This is a genomic window from Clostridium sp. CTA-17 (assembly GCF_054767895.1).
Genome location: NZ_BAAABF010000001.1, coordinates 744,538 through 766,149 on the forward strand (window position 1 = coordinate 744,538; position 21,612 = coordinate 766,149).

Consider the following 21,612-nt stretch of genomic DNA (forward strand, 5'->3'; position numbering starts at 1 on the left):
AAAGCATTCTATTTAAAAGTTTATTTTTTCATAACTCCTTCAAATTTAAAAGAGGGAACATAGGCCTTTGAGTTAGTTCCACTTTCTTGTATAAATGCATTTTTAACTCCTAAAGATGCTGCATAGTCTATAAGAGATTCATAATGTTTAGGGTTTAAAGGCTTATTTATTTCAGGATAATCACAAGACTTATTCATAGGAGTATATTGATTCATAATGCTTATGTAAACATCATCTCCAAATTTAGAAAATATAGTGTCTATAACTTTCTTTGAATCAAATAAAAGACCTGGAAGCATTAAATGTCTAATTATCATGCCTTTTAAAAGTTTACCTTCCTCTGAAAATTTTGGAGAACCTACCTGCCTAAACATTTCATCTAATACTGGAATTAAATTGTCCTTATAATTTTTTATCTTTGAATATTTAAGTGCATAATCATCCTTAAAATATTTAAAATCAGGAAGATACACATCTATGTAACCATCTAATAACTTTATTGTTTCTAAACTATCATATCCATTAGTATTATAGAGAATAGGAATACTTAAGCCTTTTTCTTTTGCTATTTTTAAAGCTTCTAGTATTTGAACTGCATAATGCGTTGGAGTAACTAAGTTTATATTTTCAGCTCCTTTTTCTTGAAGTTCTAAAAAGATTTCTGCTAACCTTTCAATTGATATTTCAAGTCCTTTAAAATCTTGACTTATTTCATGGTTTTGGCAAAAAACACATTTTAAATTACAATGAGAAAAAAATACTGTTCCAGATCCACTCTTAAAGGAAATAGGAGGTTCTTCCCAAGGATGAAGTTCTGCTCTAGCTACCTTAACTTTTTCACTAGCCTTGCACACACCAAGAGATTTAAATCTATTAACTTTGCAGTTTCTAGTGCAAAGAGTACATTCTTCTAATAGTTCTTTATTTTCCATTAAAACACCTCTAATCTATATTCAATATTAATTATATATTTTAAGAGATTAAGTAACAAGATTCTTAAAAATAGAAATAGTGATTTATGGCATTATATGGTCTATATGTTATAATTAATATATAAATAGAGGGGGCGAAATATATGGTAAGTATAAACAAAGATTTTATTTTAGATGTAGCAAAAGAAATTTTAAGTTTCCATAGTCCAAGTGGATTTTGTTTTGAGATTATGGAAAGGGTAGAAAGAATAGTTAATAATCTAGGATATGATCTAGAATTGACTAACAAGGGATGTGGAGTAATAACCATTCCTGGAGAAAGTGATGAAAAGGTTATTGGATTAGCTGCTCATGTAGATACTTTAGGGGCTATGGTTAGATCTATAACACCAAAGGGAACTTTAAAGTTTGATTTAGTAGGAGGTCCAATAGTACCAACTTTAGATTCAGAATATTGTGTAATAAGAACAAGGGAAGGAAAAGAGTACACTGGAACTTTCTTAAGCACAAGCCCATCAATACATGTATTTGATGATGCATCAAGTAAGCCTAGAGATCCTAAAAATATGGAAATAAGAATTGATGAAAGAGTTTTAAATAAAGACGATGTAAAGGCCTTAGGAATAAACAATGGAGATTTTATTTTTATAGATCCAAAAACAACAATAACTGAAAGTGGCTTTATAAAATCAAGATTTATAGATGATAAGGGAAGCGTATCAGCTTTAATAGGATTATTAGAGCTATTAAAAAGAGAAAATATAAAACCTAAATATAAAACAAAAATCTTTATATCTGTATATGAAGAGGTAGGGCATGGAGCATCCTATTTGCCTGAGGATATAACTGAATTTATAGCAGTAGATATGGGATGTATTGGTGATGATTTAAGTTGTACAGAATATGATGTTTCTATTTGTGCAAAGGATTCAGGTGGACCTTATGACTATAAAATTACATCAGATCTTATAGAATTAGCTAAAAATAATAATTTAAGCTATGCAGTAGACATATATCCTAGATATGGCTCAGATGTTGGAGCTGCCTTAAGAGGTGGAAATAACATAAAAGGTGGGCTTATAGGTCCTGGAGTTCATGCTTCACATGGTATGGAGAGAACTCACTATGATGCTTTAGAAAACACCATAAAACTAATATATTTATATTTAACAAGATAAAATAAGAAAAATTATTAACAAATTTGAGTCATCTAAAAGTAAAAAATACTTTTAGGTGACTTTTTTTTAGATTATTATATAACTATTTATATATTTAACTTAAAAATATAAGATATAAACTACATAATTAATAATTTTTTTACTTGAATTAAGGGTTAGCTAATATTAAAATTAATAAAACTAAAATAGTTAATTTGAATTTAACTTTGAATTTTCCTTAGATAATATTAGGATTAAATGAAACTACATTATAAGGTGATTAATAAATAGAACTTTTGTAAATAATATACTTAAGATAAAGTTGATTGGAGTGTAGAGAATGAAAGAGTTTTTAATAGTAAGTATTTTAGTTTCTACTTTATTCTTAAGTGAAGGATTAATTTATGGAAGTACTTTTTTAGAAAAAGAAGTTGATTTAAACAATACTATAAATATTTCCTTAGACAAAGAATCCTATAAAGATTTGTATTATGTTGGGGAAAAAGCCCCTTTAACTAATGAAGAAAAAAAGTTAATAGAGAATTATGCTTTAAAATATAGGGAAAGGGCTACTTTCTTAGATTTAGGCGCTAATATAGATGGATTTAAAGAAATAGGAAAGGAAAGATATTACCAAATAACCTTATATTCTAAAAGTGTAAAAGGTAATGATTTAACAGGAATAGTAGATAGAGTTCTTATAAATAAAAAGGGAAATGTTTTAAAGGGTGAAAATGGGGAACCTTTAAGTGGAATAGAGGGTCTCATAACAAATTTGAATATAAGCAATAATGAGATTATGGAGTTAGAGAATATTGCAAGGAATTATGAAGCAAAATTAAATAATAAAGATTTAGATGTGGACATATGGGGAGAAAAAGAAATTAATAGTCAGATTTATTATGGAGTTAATATATACTCTAATACTTTAAAAAAAGAAGGGATTTTTGAACCTTTAGAAAAATTATATATAAATAAATCTGGAGAAGTTATTAGAAATACAGAGACTTAGATTAGGAGAGTATAAATGGAATATGGAGATATTAAATTTTTAGTTAGGAAAAGTTTAAATACAGAAGAGGGACTAAATATAAGGCTTAAGATTAAAGATGTTAATTTAAGAGAAATTCAGCTTTATAGGGGTAAAACAAAAATAAACAATATAAAGTGTAAAGAGGAGTTTTATTGCGATTCAAACTTTATATATATTAATAATAAAAGTAGGGATTTGATTTTAGAATATGAGGTTTTAATAGGTAACTTAGGTAAGCATGGAAAAGGTGGAGAAATAGAAGAGGATTTAATAAGCTTTATGGGTGAACAAATACTTCTATTACCAGTTGAAATGCTTACAATGAATGATGGCCTAAAGTTAAATTGTAGTCTAGAAATAGATTTTACCGAGCTTATAGAAGAGATAAAGAGTGAGGTTTATAGTGAAAAGGATTATAAAAGTATAATTCCTTTTAAAGAAGATGATTTTAAGTCAAAGTGTGTAGGGGGTACTTGGAGTGATCTATATGAAATAATGAAATCTTCATATACTTTTGGCTTTTTTGAAGAAATAGTTTTAATGAAAAACTATGGAGAAGTACATTTATATAGTAGTATTGAAAATACATTTTTAAATGACAGTAGTAAGGAAGAGGTTGTAAGAAATATAAAGTCTATTTGTGATTATTATTATAATTTATTTAAAATAGATTCTCTAAATAAGAAAGATTTGAATATAGTTTTACTTAGAAAGAGCAAAAAGGAGAACTCTTATATATTAGGTGGAAGTGGAAAAAATGTTATAAGTGCTACTTTTGATATGAATAAAAAGAGAGATTGGCAATTATTATCCCATAGAATTTTTCATGCCTTTATGGATGATGTTTTAAAATCAAGAGTTTATCATCTTCCTCCAAATCTTTGGTTAACAGAGGGTTTAGCTACCTATTATGAAAACTTAGCTTTAGAATTCTTAGAAGATGGATTGAAAGAAAGACTAGCTATAAGGTTTAAAAAGGAAATGGCAAATTTATATACAAGATATTTATATATGACTTTAAAAGAGCCAAGTAGATTTAAAATAATTCCTATGGAAGAGGGAAGCATAAAAAGTCATGGGAAAATAGAGTTTTTACATTATACAAAGGCTCCTTTATTAATATATTTTATAGAAAGTTTAAAGAATTCATGTGGCAATAAACATGAAATAATAGAATATTTAATTAATAACAAAGAGAAGAGTTTTTCTATGCAAAATCTTTTTTATAATCTATTAGGTTTTAGGTGTGATAGCTTTGCATCTAAATATTTATTTGGAAATAGTATAATTCCTCTATGGGATTTAAAAGAACATTTAGATGATAAAGAGGTTATTTGTAACTTACAGGAATATGAGTATATTTTGTGGACATGGTTTTTAGGAGAAGAAGAAAATTATATTAAAGATGATCTTAGGGAATATAACAAAAATATTGAGGAAATCATAAGCCTTAGAAATATTAATATTTATAATTCTTATTTAACAAAGGAAATTGAGGATTATTCTAAGGAATTAAGCTTTTTATTAAAGGCTTGGATTATTAGAAGTAATATATGTAGTGTTTCTTCTCAAGATGAAAATATTAGATATAAACTTTTAAAGGATAAAGAGAATCTTAGAATTTGGAAGGGATTTGTACAGCAATCCATAAAAAATAAGGTGAATATATAAGATAAGGCATCTATTAATTTTATGAAGGTTATAATATGATTTTTTTAGTTATAATATAAAATATTTAATAAATCAACATAATATATAAAGCTAACAAAATAATATAAATGAGCCTTTAGTAAAGTTAATATTATTATATTAACTTTATAATAAATACAGTATAAGTCTATTCATTATGTCTAAATATAAAAATATATAAAGATAAAAGTTAAATATCAATAATTTTAATAAGGGTATTTTATAAGAAGTGAAATAGACTAAGTAATAGTAGTATGTTATTTATGATATAATAATTTATGAAATAATTATATTTAAGAGTGGTAATATTTTTGTTTACAACTTTAAAGAATCTGATATAATAGAGTTTGTTATTTAAAATGAAATATTTTATTGCTATGATGAAGAAGAGTACATAAGTAATTATTTTAAAGCGATTTAGGGATGGTGAGAGCCTAAAAAGTAATCTTATAGAAAGAAGCTTCGGAGCTTAGACTGAAAATCTTAAGATTTAAGGAGTAGGTCTAGGGGTAATTCCCTTAATTGATTATGAGTGAGTTAGCTTAGCTAACTAATTTAGGTGGTAACGCGGAAGTTAAGTCTTTCGTCCTAATTTTTAGGACGAGGGACTTTTTTTATTACATAAATTTAGAAAGGAAAGTGAAAAGAATGAGTTATGAAAATTTAGCTAATTTAATATTCCCAAACATAGATAAAACACCGGAATATTATTTTGAAAAATATCCAAAGAGAGATTTAAAAGAAGGGGCTAAAGTATTAAGATATGCACCAAGTCCAACTGGATTTCAACATATAGGAGGAGTTTTTGCTTCATTAATAAATGAAAGATTAGCTCACCAAAGTGGTGGAATATTCTACTTAAGAATAGAAGATACTGATCAAAAGAGAGAAGTTGAAGGTGCTATAGATGATACTATAAAAACTATGCATAACTTCGGAATGGATTTTGATGAAGGAATAACTGGTGAAAACTCAGAAAAGGGAGCTTATGCACCATATAAACAAAGTCAAAGAGCTGATATATACAGAGCTTTTGTTAAAGATCTTTTAAGAAAAGGATTAGCTTATCCATGCTTTATGACTTCTGAAGAATTAGAAGCTTTAAGAGAAAAACAAATTGCAGAAAAATTAACTCCAGGATGTTATGGAGAGTTTGCTAAATATAGAGATTTATCACCAGAAGAGGCTATAAAGAGAATTGAAGCTGGTGAAAGCTATGTTATAAGAATGAAGTCACCTGGAAATCCTGAAAAGAGAGTTGTTGCTCATGATATGATAAAAGGAGAGGTTTCATTCCCAGAAAATCTTCAAGATGTAGTAATAATAAAAGGTGATGGTCTTCCAACTTATCACTTTGCTCATGCAATAGATGATACATTAATGAGAACTACTCATGTTATAAGAGGAGAAGAATGGTTATCATCACTTCCAATACATCTTCAAATGTTTGAAGTTTTAGGAGTAGAAGCACCTAAATATGCTCATATTCCAACAATAATGAAAATGGATGGAAGTTCAAAAAGAAAATTATCAAAGAGAAAAGATCCAGAAAGTGCAGTAAGTTATTACAGTGAAAAAGGATATCCATCTCAATCAGTTATTGAATATCTTTTAAATATAATAAACTCAGCTTTCGAAGAGTGGAGAGCAGAAAATCCAGATGCAGATTATCATGATTACAAAGTTGAACTAGATAAAATGAGTAAGAGTGGAGCTTTATTTGATTTAGTTAAATTAAATGATGTAAGTAAAGATGTTATCTGTAAAATGAAACCAGAAGTTGTTTATGATTTATATACAAACTGGGCTAAAGAATATGATAAAGAAATGTATGATTTAGTTACTTCAAAAGAAGCTATGATGAAAGAAGTATTCAATATAGATAAAGAAGGTCCAAAGCCAAGAAAAGACTTTGCTAAATGGGATGAAGTTAGAGAAAAAATATTCTACTTCTTTGATGAGTTATTTGATAAGGAAACAGCTAATGATGTTGAATTACCAAAGACTTTAGAATTAGAAGAAGCTAAGAGAATAATAGAAGCTTATGCAAAAGCATATAACTTCAATACAGATAAGGATACTTGGTTCTCAGATTTAAAAGAAGTTGCTGTAGAATTAGGATATGCTACTGATAGAAAGAAATATAAAAAGAACCCAGAAGAATATAAAGGAATGGTTTCAGATGTTGCAGGAGCTGTAAGAGCAGCTTTAACTCACAGAGCTAATACTCCAGACCTTTATACAATAATGCAAATTATGGGAGAAGAAGCAGTAAGAGAAAGATTCCAAAAATTCTTAGCTCTATAATTTGATTTTAAGAAGTTTAATATAATACTAAATAAAAAGCTTGCAATGTTAATTTTTAAGTGGTATAATTAGAACATAACAGAAAAAGCTTTAAAAGATGAATAAAATTTTCCTTAAACTTAAAGAAAATTTTTATTAATCCATTTAAATCTTTAAATTTAAGGAGGATGTCAAAATGGCAGATAGAACATTAAAATGTAAAGACTGTGGAGCAGATTTCATATTCACTGAGGGAGAGCAAGCTTTCTACAAAGAAAAAGGATTTGAAAATGATCCAGTAAGATGCTTAGATTGCAGAAGAGCAAGAAAAGCTCAAAGAAACAATAGATAATAATTTGTTTATTATAAGGTTGTAAGATTAGTCTTACAACCTTTTTTATATTTATACTGCTTTAAAATTGAGTATTATAATTAAATTTTGGAGGTGTTTTATATGGATATATATACTATAGGACATTCTAATTATGATTTAAGTAGACTTGTTGACATGCTAAATAAATATAATATAAATTGTGTAGTAGATATAAGGGGAATACCTTATTCTAAATATAATGTGCAATACAATAAAGAAACAATTCAAAAAACTTTAAGTGATTTAGGATTTACATACATATATATGGCAAAGGAATTTGCAGCGAAGAGAGATAGTAAAATATCTTACAATAGAGAAGGCTATGCTGATTTTCATAAGGTTATTAATGAGGAATCTTTTAAAAATGGAATAGAGAGACTTAAAGTAGGAATAAGTAAAGGATATAGAATAGCTTTATTAGGCGCTATGCAGGAACCTATAAGATGTCATAGAAGTATATTAGTTGGAAGAGAATTAGAAAAGCATGGATTTAAGGTTAATCATATACTTCACGATTATTCAATATGTGATCAAAGAGAAATAGAAAATATGCTTTTAGATAAATATTTTAATGATAGAGGGCAGATTACCATAGATTCACTTATAGGCAATGAAAAGAGTGAAGATGAAATAATAGAAGAAGGATATGACTTAGCAAATAAAGAAATTGGATATAGGATGGAAAAGCTAAAATAGCAGTTGTTCTAAACTGCTATTTTAGCTTTTATTAATTAAAGTTTAATGTTAGGTGTAATGAATAAAGGTTAATTTACCATGATATTTTATTTTTTATTTAGTTGAAGATTTCCAATGATGAACAAAATCCTCAAGGATTTTTCTAAGTACAGTTCCTATTTCTGAGTAGGCATCATCATCTAAATTAGCTAAAGATATTCTTACTGACCATTCAGGTCCTTGGAAACCACCACCGCTTAATAAGACAATAGATGATTCTTCAGCTAATTTATACAATACATCTACAGGTTTATAATTTGATTCTAAGTAATTTGCAAATTCAGGACCATAATTTTTAAGAGCCCATTGCAATAAATCAAACTCAGTATAATATGATGCATCATATGGATTTTCTTTAATTGGTAGATCTAGTCCTTCAAATAATAATTTTTGACGTCTATGGCATATGTCAATGGTTTGATTTTTATATGTATTTTCTTTATCCACTAAAGAAAATGCAGAAAAGAAGGCCATTTGCACCTGTTGAGGAGTGGAAAGCCCAGCAGTGTGATTAAGTGCTACTTGGCGGCTATCAGCAACTATTCTATCAATAAATGGAATTTTTTCTGGCTCAGTTGATAAAGACTCATATCTTTTATTTACCATTTCTTTTTTCTCACTAGGCAGTTCACTTATTAGTTTATCAAATATATTATCTTCATAAAGAGCCAAAGTACCAAGTCTCCAACCAGTTACTCCAAAGTATTTAGAATATGAATAAACACCGATGGAGTTATGAGGAAGATCGGCCACTAATGATTGAAACTTATTAACGAAGGTTCCATAAACATCATCAGAAATTATCATTAAATTTGGATTATAGTTAGTAACTATATCCTTTAAAAGCTCCTTACTTTTATCATGAATAGCCATAGAAGGAGGATTGCTTGGATTAACTAAAAATAAAGCCTTTATTGATGGATCTTTTAATTTGTTTAATTCCTCTTCTGGATATTGCCAAGTATAGCTTCCTTCCTCATTTATTTCACTAGCATGAATATATATACTTTCTAAATCATATCTAGGGATTTGAGGAATTTCTAAATAAGGAGTAAAAATAGGAGTCATTATAGCTATTTTATCTTTTACTTGAAGTAATTCATTTGCTATTAAGGAATCAAAAATATAGCACATAGCTGCAGTAGCACCTTCAACGGCAAAAAGTTTAAATTTTTTTGAAGGTGGAAGATAACAAAGCTCTTTTAAAAGATAATCATGAACTATAGATTCTATATGAGGAAGCATTCTATCTGGATAGGGATAATTATCTCCAATGATTGCATCACATAATTCATATAGGAAATCATCAGGATTAAAACATTTTTTATTTATTCCATAGTTAATTATTTTTTCTAACAATTCAATAGCTGGGAAATTTTTATTTTCTTCTAGAAAATTTAAAAATCTATTATATATTCCTTCTTTATGAGGAATTCCAGCTAAATCACCAGACTGAAAGATTCTTTTTGTTTCAGATACAGCAAAATGACCAAAGGTAAAAAAGGCATCACGTGGTGTAGATGCTGTCCAGTTAGGATTTCCACGTCCAGCATCTAAAAGAGTATGGGCACTTTTTTTGTCTTTAGCTAAATCTATTAATTTATTTTTAAATTCAAAGGGACTTATTTTTCCATATATTTTCTTAAGTTCTTCTAATTGTAGATTTTTATTTGTCATTGTCATTCCTCCTAAAAGTGTGCTTAGTCATAGTATAGGTATAAAGAGGGATTTCTATAATTATAAAATAAAAAAATCTATCTCTAAGGAAGAAATAGATTTTTTAGTAATTATTTATTTGACATTGCTTGAAAAATTTCTAAGAAAAATTCTTCAAGTTCATTTATTTTCTTTTCAAGATTACATACACGCTCTTCTAAAGATTTATCCCTATTACTTTCTAAGGAATCAGAGTTTATATTTTTTATAAAATCTGAATTAAGTTCTAAATCTTTAAAATCTTTTTTTAAGTCTTCTAAGGAATATTTATTTGAATTTAAAAAATTCATTTCATCTAAGTCACAATCTACTTTAGGAATTCTCCTTCTACCTTTAAAGTTTTTAGGAATTTTTATTTCAAAAGGTAACTTGCTTTCAATGTTAATATCATGAGAAGTTGTTTCTATTTTATCAGTTAAAGGAAGTTTTTCTATAGCAACTTCTTCTAATATATTACTATTGGTAGATTCTGTATTAATTTCTTCATTATTAAAATTATCAGTACATTCTATCTTAGAAGAAGAGGCTTTATTTTCTTTCTTTTTCATTAAAAATATTTTAGAAAAACTATTTCTTAAATATGAAATTATCCTTTTAAATAGAGTTTTCTTCTTCTTTTTTCTTCTAGCTGTTCTAGAAATTCTAGGAATTTCTAAAGTCATGCTTTGAGAAGCTTTGGTATTATTCTCTGAATTATCTTCCTTAGAAACATTAACTTCTTCAATTGGTTTAATTTCAGGTAATAATATATTAGTAGTTTCAATATCTTTTAGATTTAATTTTTCATTTATAGAATCTATTATAGATTGAACATCCTCACGTTCTGGTGTTGGAGGAAGAGAGTTTTTACTTGTTTCAACTGAAGGATTTATATTTATGGAAGTATATGTTTCTTTAGACTTTTTAAAGTAGCCATCTACATTATCAAAGAAAAAACCTTCTTCATTCATAAATTTTAGTATATCTTTCTTTTGTATATCTATTTTTTTTGAAAGCTCTTTAAGAGAAATTCCATCTAGAACCAAGGAGTTATTTATTAGTTTAACTTTATCTGAACTGTTCATATTTTTAAAGTTTATTTTTTTGTTACTCATAATTTCTCACCCTTAAATACAAATATAAATTATGTCAATAGTAATGTGAGCTTTGCCATATTACAAAAGTTTCTAAAAATATTATAAAATAAAAACAATGAATTTGAAATATATTACAATTAAAATAGGGAAAAATTTCAAAGATTTTTACATAATATATATAATTTTTATATATATTATAATTTAATTCTCATTTAATGAAGAATTTAGTAAGAAAGATTGTTGCTAAAAAATACATACAAATGTAAAATAATATTAGAAATAAATTAAATCAAATTAAAGTTATACTAAAAAGGAGAATAAACATGAATATAGATGAATTAACAAAAAGAATAAATGAATTACACAAGAAGCACAAAGAAGAAGGTTTATCAGAGGAGGAACATAAAGAAAGAGAAGAACTTAGAAAAGAATATATAAATAGATTTAAAAGTAACTTAAGAGAACAGTTAAAAGGAATTGAGCCGAAAAATAAGAAAAATTAAGGGTGATTTATGTGGGTGTTACAATAGAAAAGTTAATAAAGGATTTTAGTTTAGAGGTAATTCAAACTGGCGAAGAGAATGTCCCTATAAATGTTAGTGATGTAAATAGACCAGGATTACAATTAGCTGGCTTTTATAACTATTTTGCTCCAGAAAGAATTCAAGTTATAGGAAAAGCAGAATGGAGCTTTTTAGAAGATATGTCTCCAGATCTTAGAAAAAAGAGATTAAACAAATTTTTTTCCTTTGATATATCTTGTCTTATAATAACTAGAGGTTTAGAGATACATGAGGAACTTTTAAAAGCAGCTAGAAAGAGAAATTTATGGATTCTTAGAAGTGAAATGGTAACTACTAAGTTTATAAGTAAAATCACTATGTATTTATCAGATAAAATGGCTCCTGAAACAAGATTACATGGGGTTCTTGTTGATGTATATGGTATAGGAATGTTAATCACAGGGGAAAGTGGTATAGGTAAAAGTGAAACTGCTCTAGAACTTATTAAAAGAGGACATAGATTAGTAACAGATGATGCTGTTGACATAAAAGAAATAGATGGAGATTTAATAGGTAGATCGCCAGAGATAACTTTTGGAATGCTTGAAGTTAGAGGTATGGGAATAATCGATGTATCAGCATTATATGGATTAAGTTCAATTTTAAATTCTAAGCAAATAAAGATAATAATTCATTTTGAGCATTGGAAAGATGATGGAGATTATGATAGATTAGGTGTAAACGACGAATATCAAGATATATTAGGTGTTAAAGTTAAAAAATTAAGGGTTCCAATAAGACCTGGAAGAAACATAGCAGTAATAATAGAAGCTGCAGCAGCTAATTATAGATATCAACGTATGTCAGACATTTCACCAGTTGATATAATTGAAAAAAGAATGCTTGAAAGTATGGAAAAAGAGAGTAAAATTTAATAAAAAGTATAAACTATAACCATATCAGAATTAAAGGTGATGATATGGTTATATTTAATATTGAGGAAAATTTTAAAGTAGTTGAAGAATGGAAAAAGGATGAGTTTCCAGCATGGATTTTAATGGAAGAAGATGAAGTCAATCTTTTAGAAAAAATATTTTCTTATGAGTGTATAAATGAATGTATTGACTATAAACAGGAACAAAGAATAGACTGTTTCAAGGATTATACATTTATTTTAATTAATATAATAGAGCAAATTGAAAAGCAAATTATCTCTAAAGAACTTGATATATTCTTAGGAAAAAGTTTTATAGTTACTGTTTATAAGAGTAATATCTCACTTCTATATGATTTAATTGAAGACATAAAGGAAGAAAAGAACTGTCAGTTATTTAAAGTAGATAAGAGCCCCTCTATTATTCTTTATTACATTTTAGATAGGATTATAATAAATAACTATAATATAATATCTGATTTAGAGACTGAAGGAGATAAGATTGAGTTAGAAATTCTTAAAGATCCTGAAAGCAAACATTTAAACTCCCTATTATTCATAAGAAGAGAAGCTTATAAGCTTAGAAAACTAATAAAGCCAATTAGATATATTGGAGATACCCTTGTTATAGATGAAAATGAAGTCGTAGGAGAAAAAAATAAAGTTTATTTTAGAAATATAAATAGTAAAATAGAAAAATTAATTACATCCTTGGATACCTTATCACAGGAGTTAGCAATTGTAAGAGAAGCCTATGAGTCGGAATTAGCCAACAAGACAAATGAATTAATGAAGGTATTTACAATAATAACAGCAGTTTTTTTGCCTTTAGAATTAATAACAGCTATATTTTCTATGAGCTTTGAATCCATGCCCTTTAAAACATGTCCTTATGGATTTTATATTTTAGTTATTGTATTAAGTTTAATGGCACTATTTTTGTTACTAATATTTAAAATAAGAAAATTTCTATAGTTTGACAAAATATTACCAAAAATATAGAATTGAATTAGAAGATAAAATAGATTGGAGGGCTATATTATGAAAGATGTAAAAGTTTTAAAAAAAGAATATGAAAATGCTTGGACTAAATATGAAGAGCAGGATTTAAAACAAGTGTTTTCATTAAGTGATAGATATAGGGAGTTCATGTCAGTGGCGAAAACTGAGAGAGAATGTGTTAAGGTTTTAGCTGATATGGCAGAAAGTAAAGGGTTTAAAAATTTTTATGAAGTTATTAAAAATAAAGAAGAAGTGGTAGCTGGGGACAAACTTTATTCTATAAACATGGATAAAACAATAACTTTAATAAAAGTAGGTTCAGAACCATTAGAAAATGGATTAAGAATAATAGGAGCTCACATAGATTCTCCAAGAATGGATGTTAAGCAAAATCCATTGTATGAAGATTCAGGATTAGCATTATTAGATACTCATTATTACGGAGGAATAAAAAAATATCAATGGGTAACTATACCACTAGCAATACATGGTGTTGTTATAAAAAAAGATGGCACTAAGGTAGATGTTAAAATAGGTGAAGATGAAAATGATCCTGTTTTAGGAGTTTCAGATCTTTTAGCCCATTTATCAGCAGATCAAATGGATAAAAAAGGAGCTAAAGTAGTAGAAGGGGAAGACCTAAATGTTTTAGTAGGAAGTATGCCATTAAAAGGAACTGAGGAAAAAGAGGCTGTTAAAGCTAATATATTAGTTTTATTAAATGAAAAATATGGCATAACTGAAGAAGATTTTGTATCAGCTGAGTTAGAAGTAGTTCCTGCTGGTAAGGCAAGAGACTATGGTTTAGATAGAAGTATGATTTTAGCTTATGGACATGATGATAGAATATGTGCATATACTTCAGCAGAAGCTTTAATGGATTTAGAAAATGTTGATAAAACATGTGTAGCATTATTAGTTGATAAAGAAGAAATAGGTAGTGTGGGAGCTACAGGTATGCAATCAAGATTTTTTGAAAATATAATTGCAGAACTTATGGATAGAAAAGGAGAATATTCTGAGTTAAAGCTTAGAAGATGTCTTCAAAATTCAATGATGCTATCAGCTGATGTTACTGCAGCTTTTGATCCAAACTATCCTTCTGTATGTGAAAAGAAAAATACAGCTTATTTTGGACATGGAGTAGTATTTAGCAAATATACAGGTGCTAGAGGAAAAGCAGGTTGTAATGATGCTAATGCAGAATATATAGCTCATTTAAGAAATATAATGGATAAAAACGGTGTTGTATGGCAAACTGCAGAGCTTGGAAAGGTAGATCAGGGTGGCGGTGGTACAATCGCTTATATCTTAGCTCAATATAATATGGAAGTTATTGATTGTGGAGTAGCTTTACAAAATATGCATGCACCATTAGAGGTAGCATCTAAAGCAGATTTATATGAAACTAAAAAATGTTATAAGGCATTTTTTGAAGAAGCATAATCATTAATTTAAAAAAGGCTGTATCAAAATATCTAATATAACATATATAATTAAATTTTAATATTATATTAGATATATTTATGGTACAGTCTTTTTTATAGTAAAAAAATTTATTTGATAAGGGTTTATATATGAATAAAATATTAAAGGGAAATTTAGTTTTTTTAAGTATTCTCTTGTTATTAACATTAGTTTTTATAAAGAACTATAATAAAATTATATTATTTATTTTAATTTTGACTTTTTATCTTGAAATAATATTTATAACAAGAGAATTTCTTAAATATATTAATTTAGATGAGGTTACAAAAGAAAAGAAGGTTTCTAATAGAGATTACAATAAAAATAAATTTATTAAGAAAGTTTTCTCAGGAGAAAAACTTGATCCCTTGAGAAATATTTATACTAGATTTGAAGTTAAGAATAATCTTGAAATGTGGAAAGGACCATATACACTATTCCTAATTGATTTAAGAAAATTTAGTTTAATAAATGATGCTTTGGGAAGAGATAAAGGTGATGAGGTTTTAAGAGAATTTGGTAAGGTTTTAAGTAATATATCAAAAAGCTTATCCACTAAAAATTTATATGGCGTATATGAAGGTGATGAATTCTTAATTGCAATTAATAGTAATAATAAGCAAGATATAATAGAACTTTTAAATAAGTTAGAAGTTTTAAAAGAATTAAATTTAAATAGTCTTAATAAACAAATTGAAATTGGGTTTAATATAGGCTATTCTGTAAATTTAGGAAATAAAAGTTTTGAAGAAATAATTGAAGAAGTATTTTTTGCTAAGGAAATGGCTAAAAAAGAATCTTTTAGTTCTTCTATGGAATATACAGAAACACTAAAGGATATAAGAATAAAGAATAATCTAATAAAAAAAGATATTAAAGATGTATTGATAAATAAAAAGTTATATACTGTTTATCAACCTCAAATATCATCTTTAGATAATAAAATAAAAGGTTATGAAACTCTTATACGATGGGATCATGAAATATTAGGTTCTATACCAGCTAGTGATATAGTTAAAACATTAGAAGAAATAGATTCTATTAAGGATTTAGATTTATATGTTTTTGAATCAACCTGTGAATTTCAAAGTAGGTTAATTCAAAATAATATTGAGTTACAATGTTCAGTTAACATATCAATAAACACCTTAAAACATAGAGGGGTAGGATCTAATCTTTATAAGATAAGTAAAAAGTATAATCTTAAACCAGAAAATATTACCTTAGAGATTTTAGAGAATGCTGATCTAGAGGTTAGTGGAAATGCTATAAATGAAATTATTAAACTTAAAAAATATGGATTTAAAATATCTATAGATGATTTTGGAAAAGGTTATTCATCTATAAATAGAGTATTAAAGATACCTTTTGATCAAATAAAAATACCAAAAGACTTTATATCAGATATACCTAATAGTAAATATATAGCCATAATAAATTCAATTTCAAATTTTGCTAAGACTTTAGGAGCTGAACTTGTTATTGAAGGGGTTGAAAGCAAGGAATACTACGATTTTTTCAAATTATTAGATTTTGATATTATTCAGGGCTTTTATTTTTCAAAAGCATTAAATGAAAAAGAGTTCTTAGAATATGTAAATAATTTAGGTGTTAGTATATCAATATAGGATTATTTAAATTTATTGTTTGATTTAAGTTATTATTTCAATATGTTCTTATTTAGGATATAATTAATTGTGTAAATGTTTAGAAAAAGAAAGGAAATTTTACGAAAAATAAACATAGTTACTTTGTTTGTTTAGGGAAAAAGGGGAGAGTCAAATGAAAATAGCATTAATAGCACATGATAAGAAAAAAGAAGAAATGATAGAGCTTGCAAAAGATTTTGAAGATAAGTTAAGTAAACATATACTTGTTGCAACAGGTACTACAGGGCTTAAAGTTATGCAAAATACATCTTTAGAAGTTAAAAGATGCAAAAGTGGTCCACTAGGAGGAGATCAAGAAATAGGAGCAATGGTAGCGAACCATGATGTTGATATGGTAATTTTCTTAAGAGATCCATTAACAGCTCAACCTCATGAACCAGATATTAGTGCATTACTTAGACTTTGTGATGTTTACAAGGTTCCATTAGCTACAAATACAGAAAGTGCTAAGCTTATAATGGCTGATATTTAGCAAAAACATCAAGTTCAATCACCTAATTTTGTTGATCTAATATCATGATTACATATTTAATCATGGTATGATTTTGATATAAAATTAAGGTGATTTTTTTGTTAGAAAATAATTTTGAAAATTAATTTAATAATTTAAGTATTAATATAAATAAAAACTCAAGTAAAGGAACATTAAAATGCATGGCAATATAAATTTACAGATGAGCAATTGGATTATCCTTGTGTCAACAATCTTGACAATAAAATATATTTTAGAGAATTTAATAGAGTTATGCAACTTTAATAAAAAAATAGGATTAACAACTAAAGAGACCATAAAAAAAGTAATAGTATTTTTTATATTAACAGTAAGTATGGTTATTATTATAGGAATTACTTTCCCATATTTTAAGTGGAAATTTTTATATGCTATCAGCATTGGAAATCTTACATTAATAGTAGCTTTTACACAGCTTTTCTTTGGTATAATATTTACTTTATTTATAAATAGAAAAAAATATAAAGTTAAATAAAGAATATATTTAGATATAAATATAGTTAAATTATTTTAAAAGAGAAGCTAAGTAGTAAATCTTATTTTTTATTAGATAATAACCATAAAATCGCACCGAGAATATAATGAATTATAGAACATTAAAAAGGAAGCGATTATATGTATGATTGGAATATGTTAAAGAACTATAGATTATGGTTGGCTATCTTTGCTTTAATACCTTTAGTACTTGAAGGATTTAATTTGAGTATTTTACCATCAAATTACAATGAAATAGTAACTTTAATTTTATCAATATTAGTTATGGGAGGAATATTAAATAATCCTAATACTGATAAGGTAGAATTGAAAGATGATAAAGCATCAGAAAATTGCACAAAAAAAATAACTAGTTCAGAAGTAGAAGAAGAGAATAAATAGTAATAATCCATTGAATTTAAATTTTTGCTGTATTAAAATTAAAGTATCAGAAGTAATGTGTTGAAGAATAGGAGATGTTTTATATGGCAAAAGAAATAATAAAAACAAACAAAGCACCAGGTGCAATTGGACCTTATTCACAAGGAATAAAAATAGGAGATTTTGTTTATACTTCAGGACAAATTCCACTAAATCCTGAAACAGGGGTAATGGCAGGATCAATTGAAGAACAAACAGCTCAATCTTTAGAAAATGTAAAGGCTATCTTAGAAGCTGCGGGAACTTCTATGGATAAAGTAATAAAAACTACAGTATTCTTAAGTGATATGAATGATTTTGTAAGAATGAATGAAGTATATGCTACTTATTTTACAGAAAATCAACCAGCAAGAAGTGCTGTAGAGGTTGCTAAATTACCTAAAGATGCTAAAATAGAGATTGAAGTTATAGCTACTTTAAAATAGTTTCTATATCTTCATAATTAGCAAGATAGGGGAGATTTTACTTATGAATTATAAGACTACAGGAGTTTGTGCTAAGGAGATTAATTTTGAAATCGAAGATAACAAAATAAAAAATGTTAATTTTGTTAATGGTTGTCCAGGAAATTTAATGGGAGTTTCTAAACTTGTTGAAGGAATGGATGTTGATGAAGCTATTTCTAAATTAAAAGGAATAGATTGCAGAGGAAAAGGAACATCTTGTCCAGATCAACTTGCAAAAGCTTTAGAAGAATATAAGAATAGTGTAAAATAAGATCATAAATTATGGTATTTAAGTTATTTTTACCTGAAATTTAAGTATGTTCTCTAAATAGAAAAAGTGACTATATAATTTATATAGCCACTTTTTTTATTATCTAACATATGCTTTTATAGTTACCAACTCTTTTCCTACGGACTTGCCGTAAGGAGTTATTGTATATTCTTTTACACATTCAGGTATTATAAAAGTTTCAGCATAGTGAACAATAAAAGGATCAAAAGAGTTTGTTGGACTTTCAACAATTGCTTCAGCTCCTTCTACAAGATTTAGTACATTTACGCTTTGATTTGTTGAGTGTATTACTGATTCTGAAAATCTATGTCTTCTTGTTTCAATAAATTCTCTTTCGTGTAACCCTGTCTTTTCTTCTTTTAAATTATGGGTTTTATAGATTATGCTTATATCATTAATTAAATTTTCTTTTACCCAAGAAGTAGTTCTATCCCATTGAATATTTTTTTCACCGTGATCTAAATGTATAGGTCTTGGTAAACCATCTAGTCCAAGTCTTCCCCAGTCCCACAATTTAAATGTAAATATATAAGGAGTAGCACTTATTTCTAGTACCATAGTTCCAGAACCAGAGCAGTGAACGGTACCTGCAGGTATTAAAAAGTGATCATGCTTTTTAGCGGGAAATTTATTTATATATTTATCTGTCGGGAATAGGATTTCACCTTTTTCTGAGAGTTTTAAATCTCTAATCATATGATTTTTATTTATATCTTCTTTTAAACCTAAATATACATAAGCATCTTCTTCACAGTCTAATATATAATAGCTCTCATCCTGAGTATAGTGCATTCCAAAGTTCTCTTGAATATATTCTGTTAATGGATGAACTTGAAGAGAAAGGTTTTGACCGCCCATAGTGTCTAAAAAATCAAATCTAATAGGGAATTCACAACCAAATCTAGCATGTACCTTTTCGCCAAGGAGTTTTTGAGGGTTTATAAGTACTAAGTTAATTGCAGGAATTTCAATTTTAATTTCTCCAAATTGAAGATAGAGACTATTTTCTTCAGGCACTCCATCAAAACTCCAAGCATAATTTTCCGAAGTTTTATCTAAATCAAAAACTTCCTTCATCCATTGACCACCCCATACTCCAGGATCAAAATAAGGAACTACTCTAAATGGTTTTGATAAAATTTGGTTTAAGCCATTAAAAAAAGCCTTTGAAGTTATCATTTTAGGATTATTTTGAATATTAGTATCTAAAATATAATCTATTTTAGAAAAAAGAGATTTTTTATGTTTATCCATCATTCTCCATTCTAGAAAAAAACCTCTTTTATATTTTTTAAGGATTTGCTCATTTTCATTATTAGCTTTCCAGTTTCCCATACCATTTCTATATCTCATTTGTATTTCCCATCTTGCAAGATCAGAAAATATAAGTATATCTCCTTGAGTAATTAGAGAAGCACCAGTACCATATATAATTATAAGACCAGCAGTATGATTAGAGATTATGTTTCTCGCTTCTTTTAGTTTTTCTTCTGGGAAAAATTCTGAAAGCTTTTTATTATTCATAACACCAAAAACTCTATCTTCTGTGATGAAGTTTTTAATTTTTTCATTTATTTCGTTGCTATTTAATGAAAAGTCATCAGATTTTATCATTTTAATAGGGTTAAGTTTTGAAAAAGCTTCTTTTATTTCTAATAAATCAACTCCTATGTAACAGTCTATAACTAGAACTGGATTAATTTTATTAAGATTATTTATATTATTTTGTATTTTTTCTATTATTGAATCATATCCTTGCCAAGCTTCTTCATTGAATCCCTTAATTTTATTTGTAGGATATTTATCATAATTATTATACTTATTAAACATAAAAACTCTCCCTTAAACTAATTTATATTATAGGATAATTTTACAATATGTAATTACATATATCAAGTTTTATGGGTTTATAACTATTAAATTACTATTAATAAATAATAAATGTATTTACATACAGTTGAATAAGATATAAAATTTAAATGAGGTGATATTTATGAGGGATTATTTTATAGCCTTAGATGTAGGTGGGAGTTCTATTAAAAGTACAATAGTAGATAAGAAAGGGAATGTTATTACAAATATATGTGTAAGGGATTCATTAGCTAAAGAAAATAAAGAGGCTATTATAAAAAATTTTATTGAAATAATAAAATTACATATTTCAGAAAGTGATAAATTAAGCGGTGTTTTAAAAGGTGTAGGTATTGCTTTCCCAGGTCCCTTTGATTATAAAAATGGAATTTCTTTGATTAGAGGAATTGATAAATACGAAACTTTATATAGGGTTAATATAGGAGAAGAATTAAAAAAAGTTTTTCCAAGTTTAGAATTTAGATTTAAAAACGATGCTCATTTATATGCCTTAGGAGAATGTAATTTCAGAGCAGGAAAAGATTTTAATAAACTTTTATGTATATGCATCGGTACTGGTATAGGTTCTGCTTTTGTTGAAAACAAAAGATTAATATATGGTGGTAATGGGATACCAGAAGAAGGATGGATATACAACAATTTATTTAAAGATTCTATAGCAGATGATTATATATCTGCAAGAGGATTATTAAAACTTTCAAAGGAATTTAAGTTAAATACTAATAGTGTAAAAGAGATTTATGACTTAGCTTGTAAAAGTGATAGTAGAGCTTTAGAGGTTTTTAATTCTTTTGGAAAGGATATAAAAGAATTAATGGAGCCTTATATAAAAAGGGGTGATATAGATGCTGTTATTATAGGAGGAAATATAGCTAAAGCATATGAATTTTTTAAAGAAGATTTGGAAAATATATGTATCAATAATAAGGTAAAAGTATTAATTAGTAAAGATTCAACAGAAAGCACTTTAATAGCTGTACCAATGCTATTTGAAGAGTAAAAT

21 protein-coding genes and 1 other annotated feature are annotated in these 21,612 nt (G+C 27.0%); of the genes, 17 read left to right on the top strand and 4 right to left on the bottom strand.

Features of this window, described 5'->3' with window-relative positions; translation table 11 throughout:
• Positions 1-20 precede the first annotated feature (20 nt).
• Complete coding sequence (locus ACYUCG_RS03200; protein ID WP_460268124.1) at positions 21-932, bottom strand: radical SAM protein; 912 nt, start codon at positions 930-932, stop codon at positions 21-23.
• A gap of 143 nt (positions 933-1,075) precedes the next feature.
• On the opposite strand from ACYUCG_RS03200, the gene ACYUCG_RS03205 reads away from it, so the two are divergent.
• The 6 genes from ACYUCG_RS03205 to ACYUCG_RS03230 all read left to right on the top strand — a co-directional run bounded on the left by ACYUCG_RS03205 (position 1,076) and on the right by ACYUCG_RS03230 (position 8,166).
• Positions 1,076-2,110, top strand: coding sequence for a M42 family metallopeptidase (locus tag ACYUCG_RS03205; protein ID WP_460268125.1), 1,035 nt, complete (start codon positions 1,076-1,078; stop codon positions 2,108-2,110).
• A 319-nt stretch (positions 2,111-2,429) separates the two neighbouring features.
• Positions 2,430-3,101, top strand: coding sequence for a hypothetical protein (locus ACYUCG_RS03210; protein ID WP_415341664.1), 672 nt, complete (start codon positions 2,430-2,432; stop codon positions 3,099-3,101).
• A 15-nt stretch (positions 3,102-3,116) separates the two neighbouring features.
• Positions 3,117-4,793, top strand: a complete 1,677-nt coding sequence (locus ACYUCG_RS03215) for a hypothetical protein (protein WP_460268126.1) — start codon at positions 3,117-3,119, stop codon at positions 4,791-4,793.
• A 386-nt stretch (positions 4,794-5,179) separates the two neighbouring features.
• Positions 5,180-5,405: a binding site (T-box leader), on the top strand.
• Between the two features lie 54 nt (positions 5,406-5,459).
• Entirely contained in the window at positions 5,460-7,118 is a 1,659-nt protein-coding gene (gene gltX / locus ACYUCG_RS03220) for a glutamate--tRNA ligase (protein ID WP_139934308.1), read from the top strand.
• A gap of 175 nt (positions 7,119-7,293) precedes the next feature.
• A complete protein-coding gene (locus ACYUCG_RS03225) occupies positions 7,294-7,449 on the top strand; it encodes a zinc-ribbon domain-containing protein (protein ID WP_003481131.1) in 156 nt (51 codons plus the stop codon).
• Between the two features lie 102 nt (positions 7,450-7,551).
• Complete coding sequence (locus ACYUCG_RS03230; RefSeq protein WP_460268127.1) at positions 7,552-8,166, top strand: DUF488 domain-containing protein; 615 nt, start codon at positions 7,552-7,554, stop codon at positions 8,164-8,166.
• 93 nt (positions 8,167-8,259) lie between these two features.
• Here ACYUCG_RS03230 and aspD read toward each other — a convergent pair whose 3' ends face one another.
• Positions 8,260-9,882: an aspartate 4-decarboxylase gene (gene aspD / locus ACYUCG_RS03235; protein ID WP_460268128.1), complete on the bottom strand. Its 1,623-nt coding sequence runs from the start codon at positions 9,880-9,882 to the stop codon at positions 8,260-8,262.
• A 110-nt stretch (positions 9,883-9,992) separates the two neighbouring features.
• Positions 9,993-11,015, bottom strand: coding sequence for a hypothetical protein (locus ACYUCG_RS03240; protein WP_460268129.1), 1,023 nt, complete (start codon positions 11,013-11,015; stop codon positions 9,993-9,995).
• A gap of 305 nt (positions 11,016-11,320) precedes the next feature.
• On the opposite strand from ACYUCG_RS03240, the gene ACYUCG_RS03245 reads away from it, so the two are divergent.
• From ACYUCG_RS03245 to ACYUCG_RS03290, 10 genes are all read left to right on the top strand, one after another.
• On the top strand, positions 11,321-11,500 hold the full coding sequence (locus ACYUCG_RS03245) for a DUF896 domain-containing protein (protein WP_060796760.1): 180 nt from the start codon (positions 11,321-11,323) through the stop codon (positions 11,498-11,500).
• An 11-nt stretch (positions 11,501-11,511) separates the two neighbouring features.
• Positions 11,512-12,435 (top strand): HPr(Ser) kinase/phosphatase, encoded by a 924-nt coding sequence (hprK, locus tag ACYUCG_RS03250; RefSeq protein ID WP_139933238.1) that lies wholly within the window; start codon positions 11,512-11,514, stop codon positions 12,433-12,435.
• Positions 12,436-12,479: 44 nt separating this feature from the next.
• Positions 12,480-13,409: a magnesium transporter CorA family protein gene (locus ACYUCG_RS03255; protein ID WP_139933239.1), complete on the top strand. Its 930-nt coding sequence runs from the start codon at positions 12,480-12,482 to the stop codon at positions 13,407-13,409.
• Positions 13,410-13,475: 66 nt separating this feature from the next.
• Positions 13,476-14,882, top strand: coding sequence for an aminopeptidase (locus ACYUCG_RS03260; protein WP_139933240.1), 1,407 nt, complete (start codon positions 13,476-13,478; stop codon positions 14,880-14,882).
• A 131-nt stretch (positions 14,883-15,013) separates the two neighbouring features.
• Positions 15,014-16,531 carry an EAL domain-containing protein gene (locus ACYUCG_RS03265; protein ID WP_460268130.1) on the top strand — a complete coding sequence of 506 codons (1,518 nt, stop codon included), beginning with the start codon at positions 15,014-15,016 and terminating at the stop codon, positions 16,529-16,531.
• Positions 16,532-16,685: 154 nt separating this feature from the next.
• Entirely contained in the window at positions 16,686-17,045 is a 360-nt protein-coding gene (locus tag ACYUCG_RS03270; RefSeq protein ID WP_003458594.1) for a methylglyoxal synthase, read from the top strand.
• Between the two features lie 178 nt (positions 17,046-17,223).
• Complete coding sequence (locus ACYUCG_RS03275; RefSeq protein ID WP_139933242.1) at positions 17,224-17,559, top strand: hypothetical protein; 336 nt, start codon at positions 17,224-17,226, stop codon at positions 17,557-17,559.
• Between the two features lie 140 nt (positions 17,560-17,699).
• The gene (locus ACYUCG_RS03280) at positions 17,700-17,960 is read left to right on the top strand and encodes a phage holin family protein (RefSeq protein WP_139933243.1); all 261 of its coding nucleotides are present in this window, start codon (positions 17,700-17,702) and stop codon (positions 17,958-17,960) included.
• An 83-nt stretch (positions 17,961-18,043) separates the two neighbouring features.
• Entirely contained in the window at positions 18,044-18,424 is a 381-nt protein-coding gene (locus ACYUCG_RS03285; RefSeq protein ID WP_003458553.1) for a RidA family protein, read from the top strand.
• Between the two features lie 43 nt (positions 18,425-18,467).
• The gene (locus ACYUCG_RS03290) at positions 18,468-18,716 is read left to right on the top strand and encodes a TIGR03905 family TSCPD domain-containing protein (RefSeq protein WP_060796753.1); all 249 of its coding nucleotides are present in this window, start codon (positions 18,468-18,470) and stop codon (positions 18,714-18,716) included.
• Positions 18,717-18,815: 99 nt separating this feature from the next.
• Here ACYUCG_RS03290 and ACYUCG_RS03295 read toward each other — a convergent pair whose 3' ends face one another.
• On the bottom strand, positions 18,816-20,567 hold the full coding sequence (locus tag ACYUCG_RS03295) for a class I mannose-6-phosphate isomerase (protein ID WP_283681021.1): 1,752 nt from the start codon (positions 20,565-20,567) through the stop codon (positions 18,816-18,818).
• Between the two features lie 163 nt (positions 20,568-20,730).
• Here ACYUCG_RS03295 and ACYUCG_RS03300 point away from each other — a divergent pair, with 163 nt between their 5' ends.
• Positions 20,731-21,609: an ROK family protein gene (locus tag ACYUCG_RS03300; protein ID WP_139933245.1), complete on the top strand. Its 879-nt coding sequence runs from the start codon at positions 20,731-20,733 to the stop codon at positions 21,607-21,609.
• Positions 21,610-21,612 lie beyond the last annotated feature (3 nt).

Coding starts and splice junctions, on each gene's coding strand:
- ACYUCG_RS03200 (WP_460268124.1), bottom strand. CDS start 932: ATGGAAAATAAAGAACTATTAGAAGAATGTACTCTTTGCACTAGAAAC.
- ACYUCG_RS03205 (WP_460268125.1), top strand. CDS start 1,076: ATGGTAAGTATAAACAAAGATTTTATTTTAGATGTAGCAAAAGAAATT.
- ACYUCG_RS03210 (WP_415341664.1), top strand. CDS start 2,430: ATGAAAGAGTTTTTAATAGTAAGTATTTTAGTTTCTACTTTATTCTTA.
- ACYUCG_RS03215 (WP_460268126.1), top strand. CDS start 3,117: ATGGAATATGGAGATATTAAATTTTTAGTTAGGAAAAGTTTAAATACA.
- gltX (WP_139934308.1), top strand. CDS start 5,460: ATGAGTTATGAAAATTTAGCTAATTTAATATTCCCAAACATAGATAAA.
- ACYUCG_RS03225 (WP_003481131.1), top strand. CDS start 7,294: ATGGCAGATAGAACATTAAAATGTAAAGACTGTGGAGCAGATTTCATA.
- ACYUCG_RS03230 (WP_460268127.1), top strand. CDS start 7,552: ATGGATATATATACTATAGGACATTCTAATTATGATTTAAGTAGACTT.
- aspD (WP_460268128.1), bottom strand. CDS start 9,882: ATGACAAATAAAAATCTACAATTAGAAGAACTTAAGAAAATATATGGA.
- ACYUCG_RS03240 (WP_460268129.1), bottom strand. CDS start 11,015: ATGAGTAACAAAAAAATAAACTTTAAAAATATGAACAGTTCAGATAAA.
- ACYUCG_RS03245 (WP_060796760.1), top strand. CDS start 11,321: ATGAATATAGATGAATTAACAAAAAGAATAAATGAATTACACAAGAAG.
- ACYUCG_RS03255 (WP_139933239.1), top strand. CDS start 12,480: ATGGTTATATTTAATATTGAGGAAAATTTTAAAGTAGTTGAAGAATGG.
- ACYUCG_RS03260 (WP_139933240.1), top strand. CDS start 13,476: ATGAAAGATGTAAAAGTTTTAAAAAAAGAATATGAAAATGCTTGGACT.
- ACYUCG_RS03265 (WP_460268130.1), top strand. CDS start 15,014: ATGAATAAAATATTAAAGGGAAATTTAGTTTTTTTAAGTATTCTCTTG.
- ACYUCG_RS03270 (WP_003458594.1), top strand. CDS start 16,686: ATGAAAATAGCATTAATAGCACATGATAAGAAAAAAGAAGAAATGATA.
- ACYUCG_RS03275 (WP_139933242.1), top strand. CDS start 17,224: ATGCATGGCAATATAAATTTACAGATGAGCAATTGGATTATCCTTGTG.
- ACYUCG_RS03280 (WP_139933243.1), top strand. CDS start 17,700: ATGTATGATTGGAATATGTTAAAGAACTATAGATTATGGTTGGCTATC.
- ACYUCG_RS03285 (WP_003458553.1), top strand. CDS start 18,044: ATGGCAAAAGAAATAATAAAAACAAACAAAGCACCAGGTGCAATTGGA.
- ACYUCG_RS03290 (WP_060796753.1), top strand. CDS start 18,468: ATGAATTATAAGACTACAGGAGTTTGTGCTAAGGAGATTAATTTTGAA.
- ACYUCG_RS03295 (WP_283681021.1), bottom strand. CDS start 20,567: ATGTTTAATAAGTATAATAATTATGATAAATATCCTACAAATAAAATT.
- ACYUCG_RS03300 (WP_139933245.1), top strand. CDS start 20,731: ATGAGGGATTATTTTATAGCCTTAGATGTAGGTGGGAGTTCTATTAAA.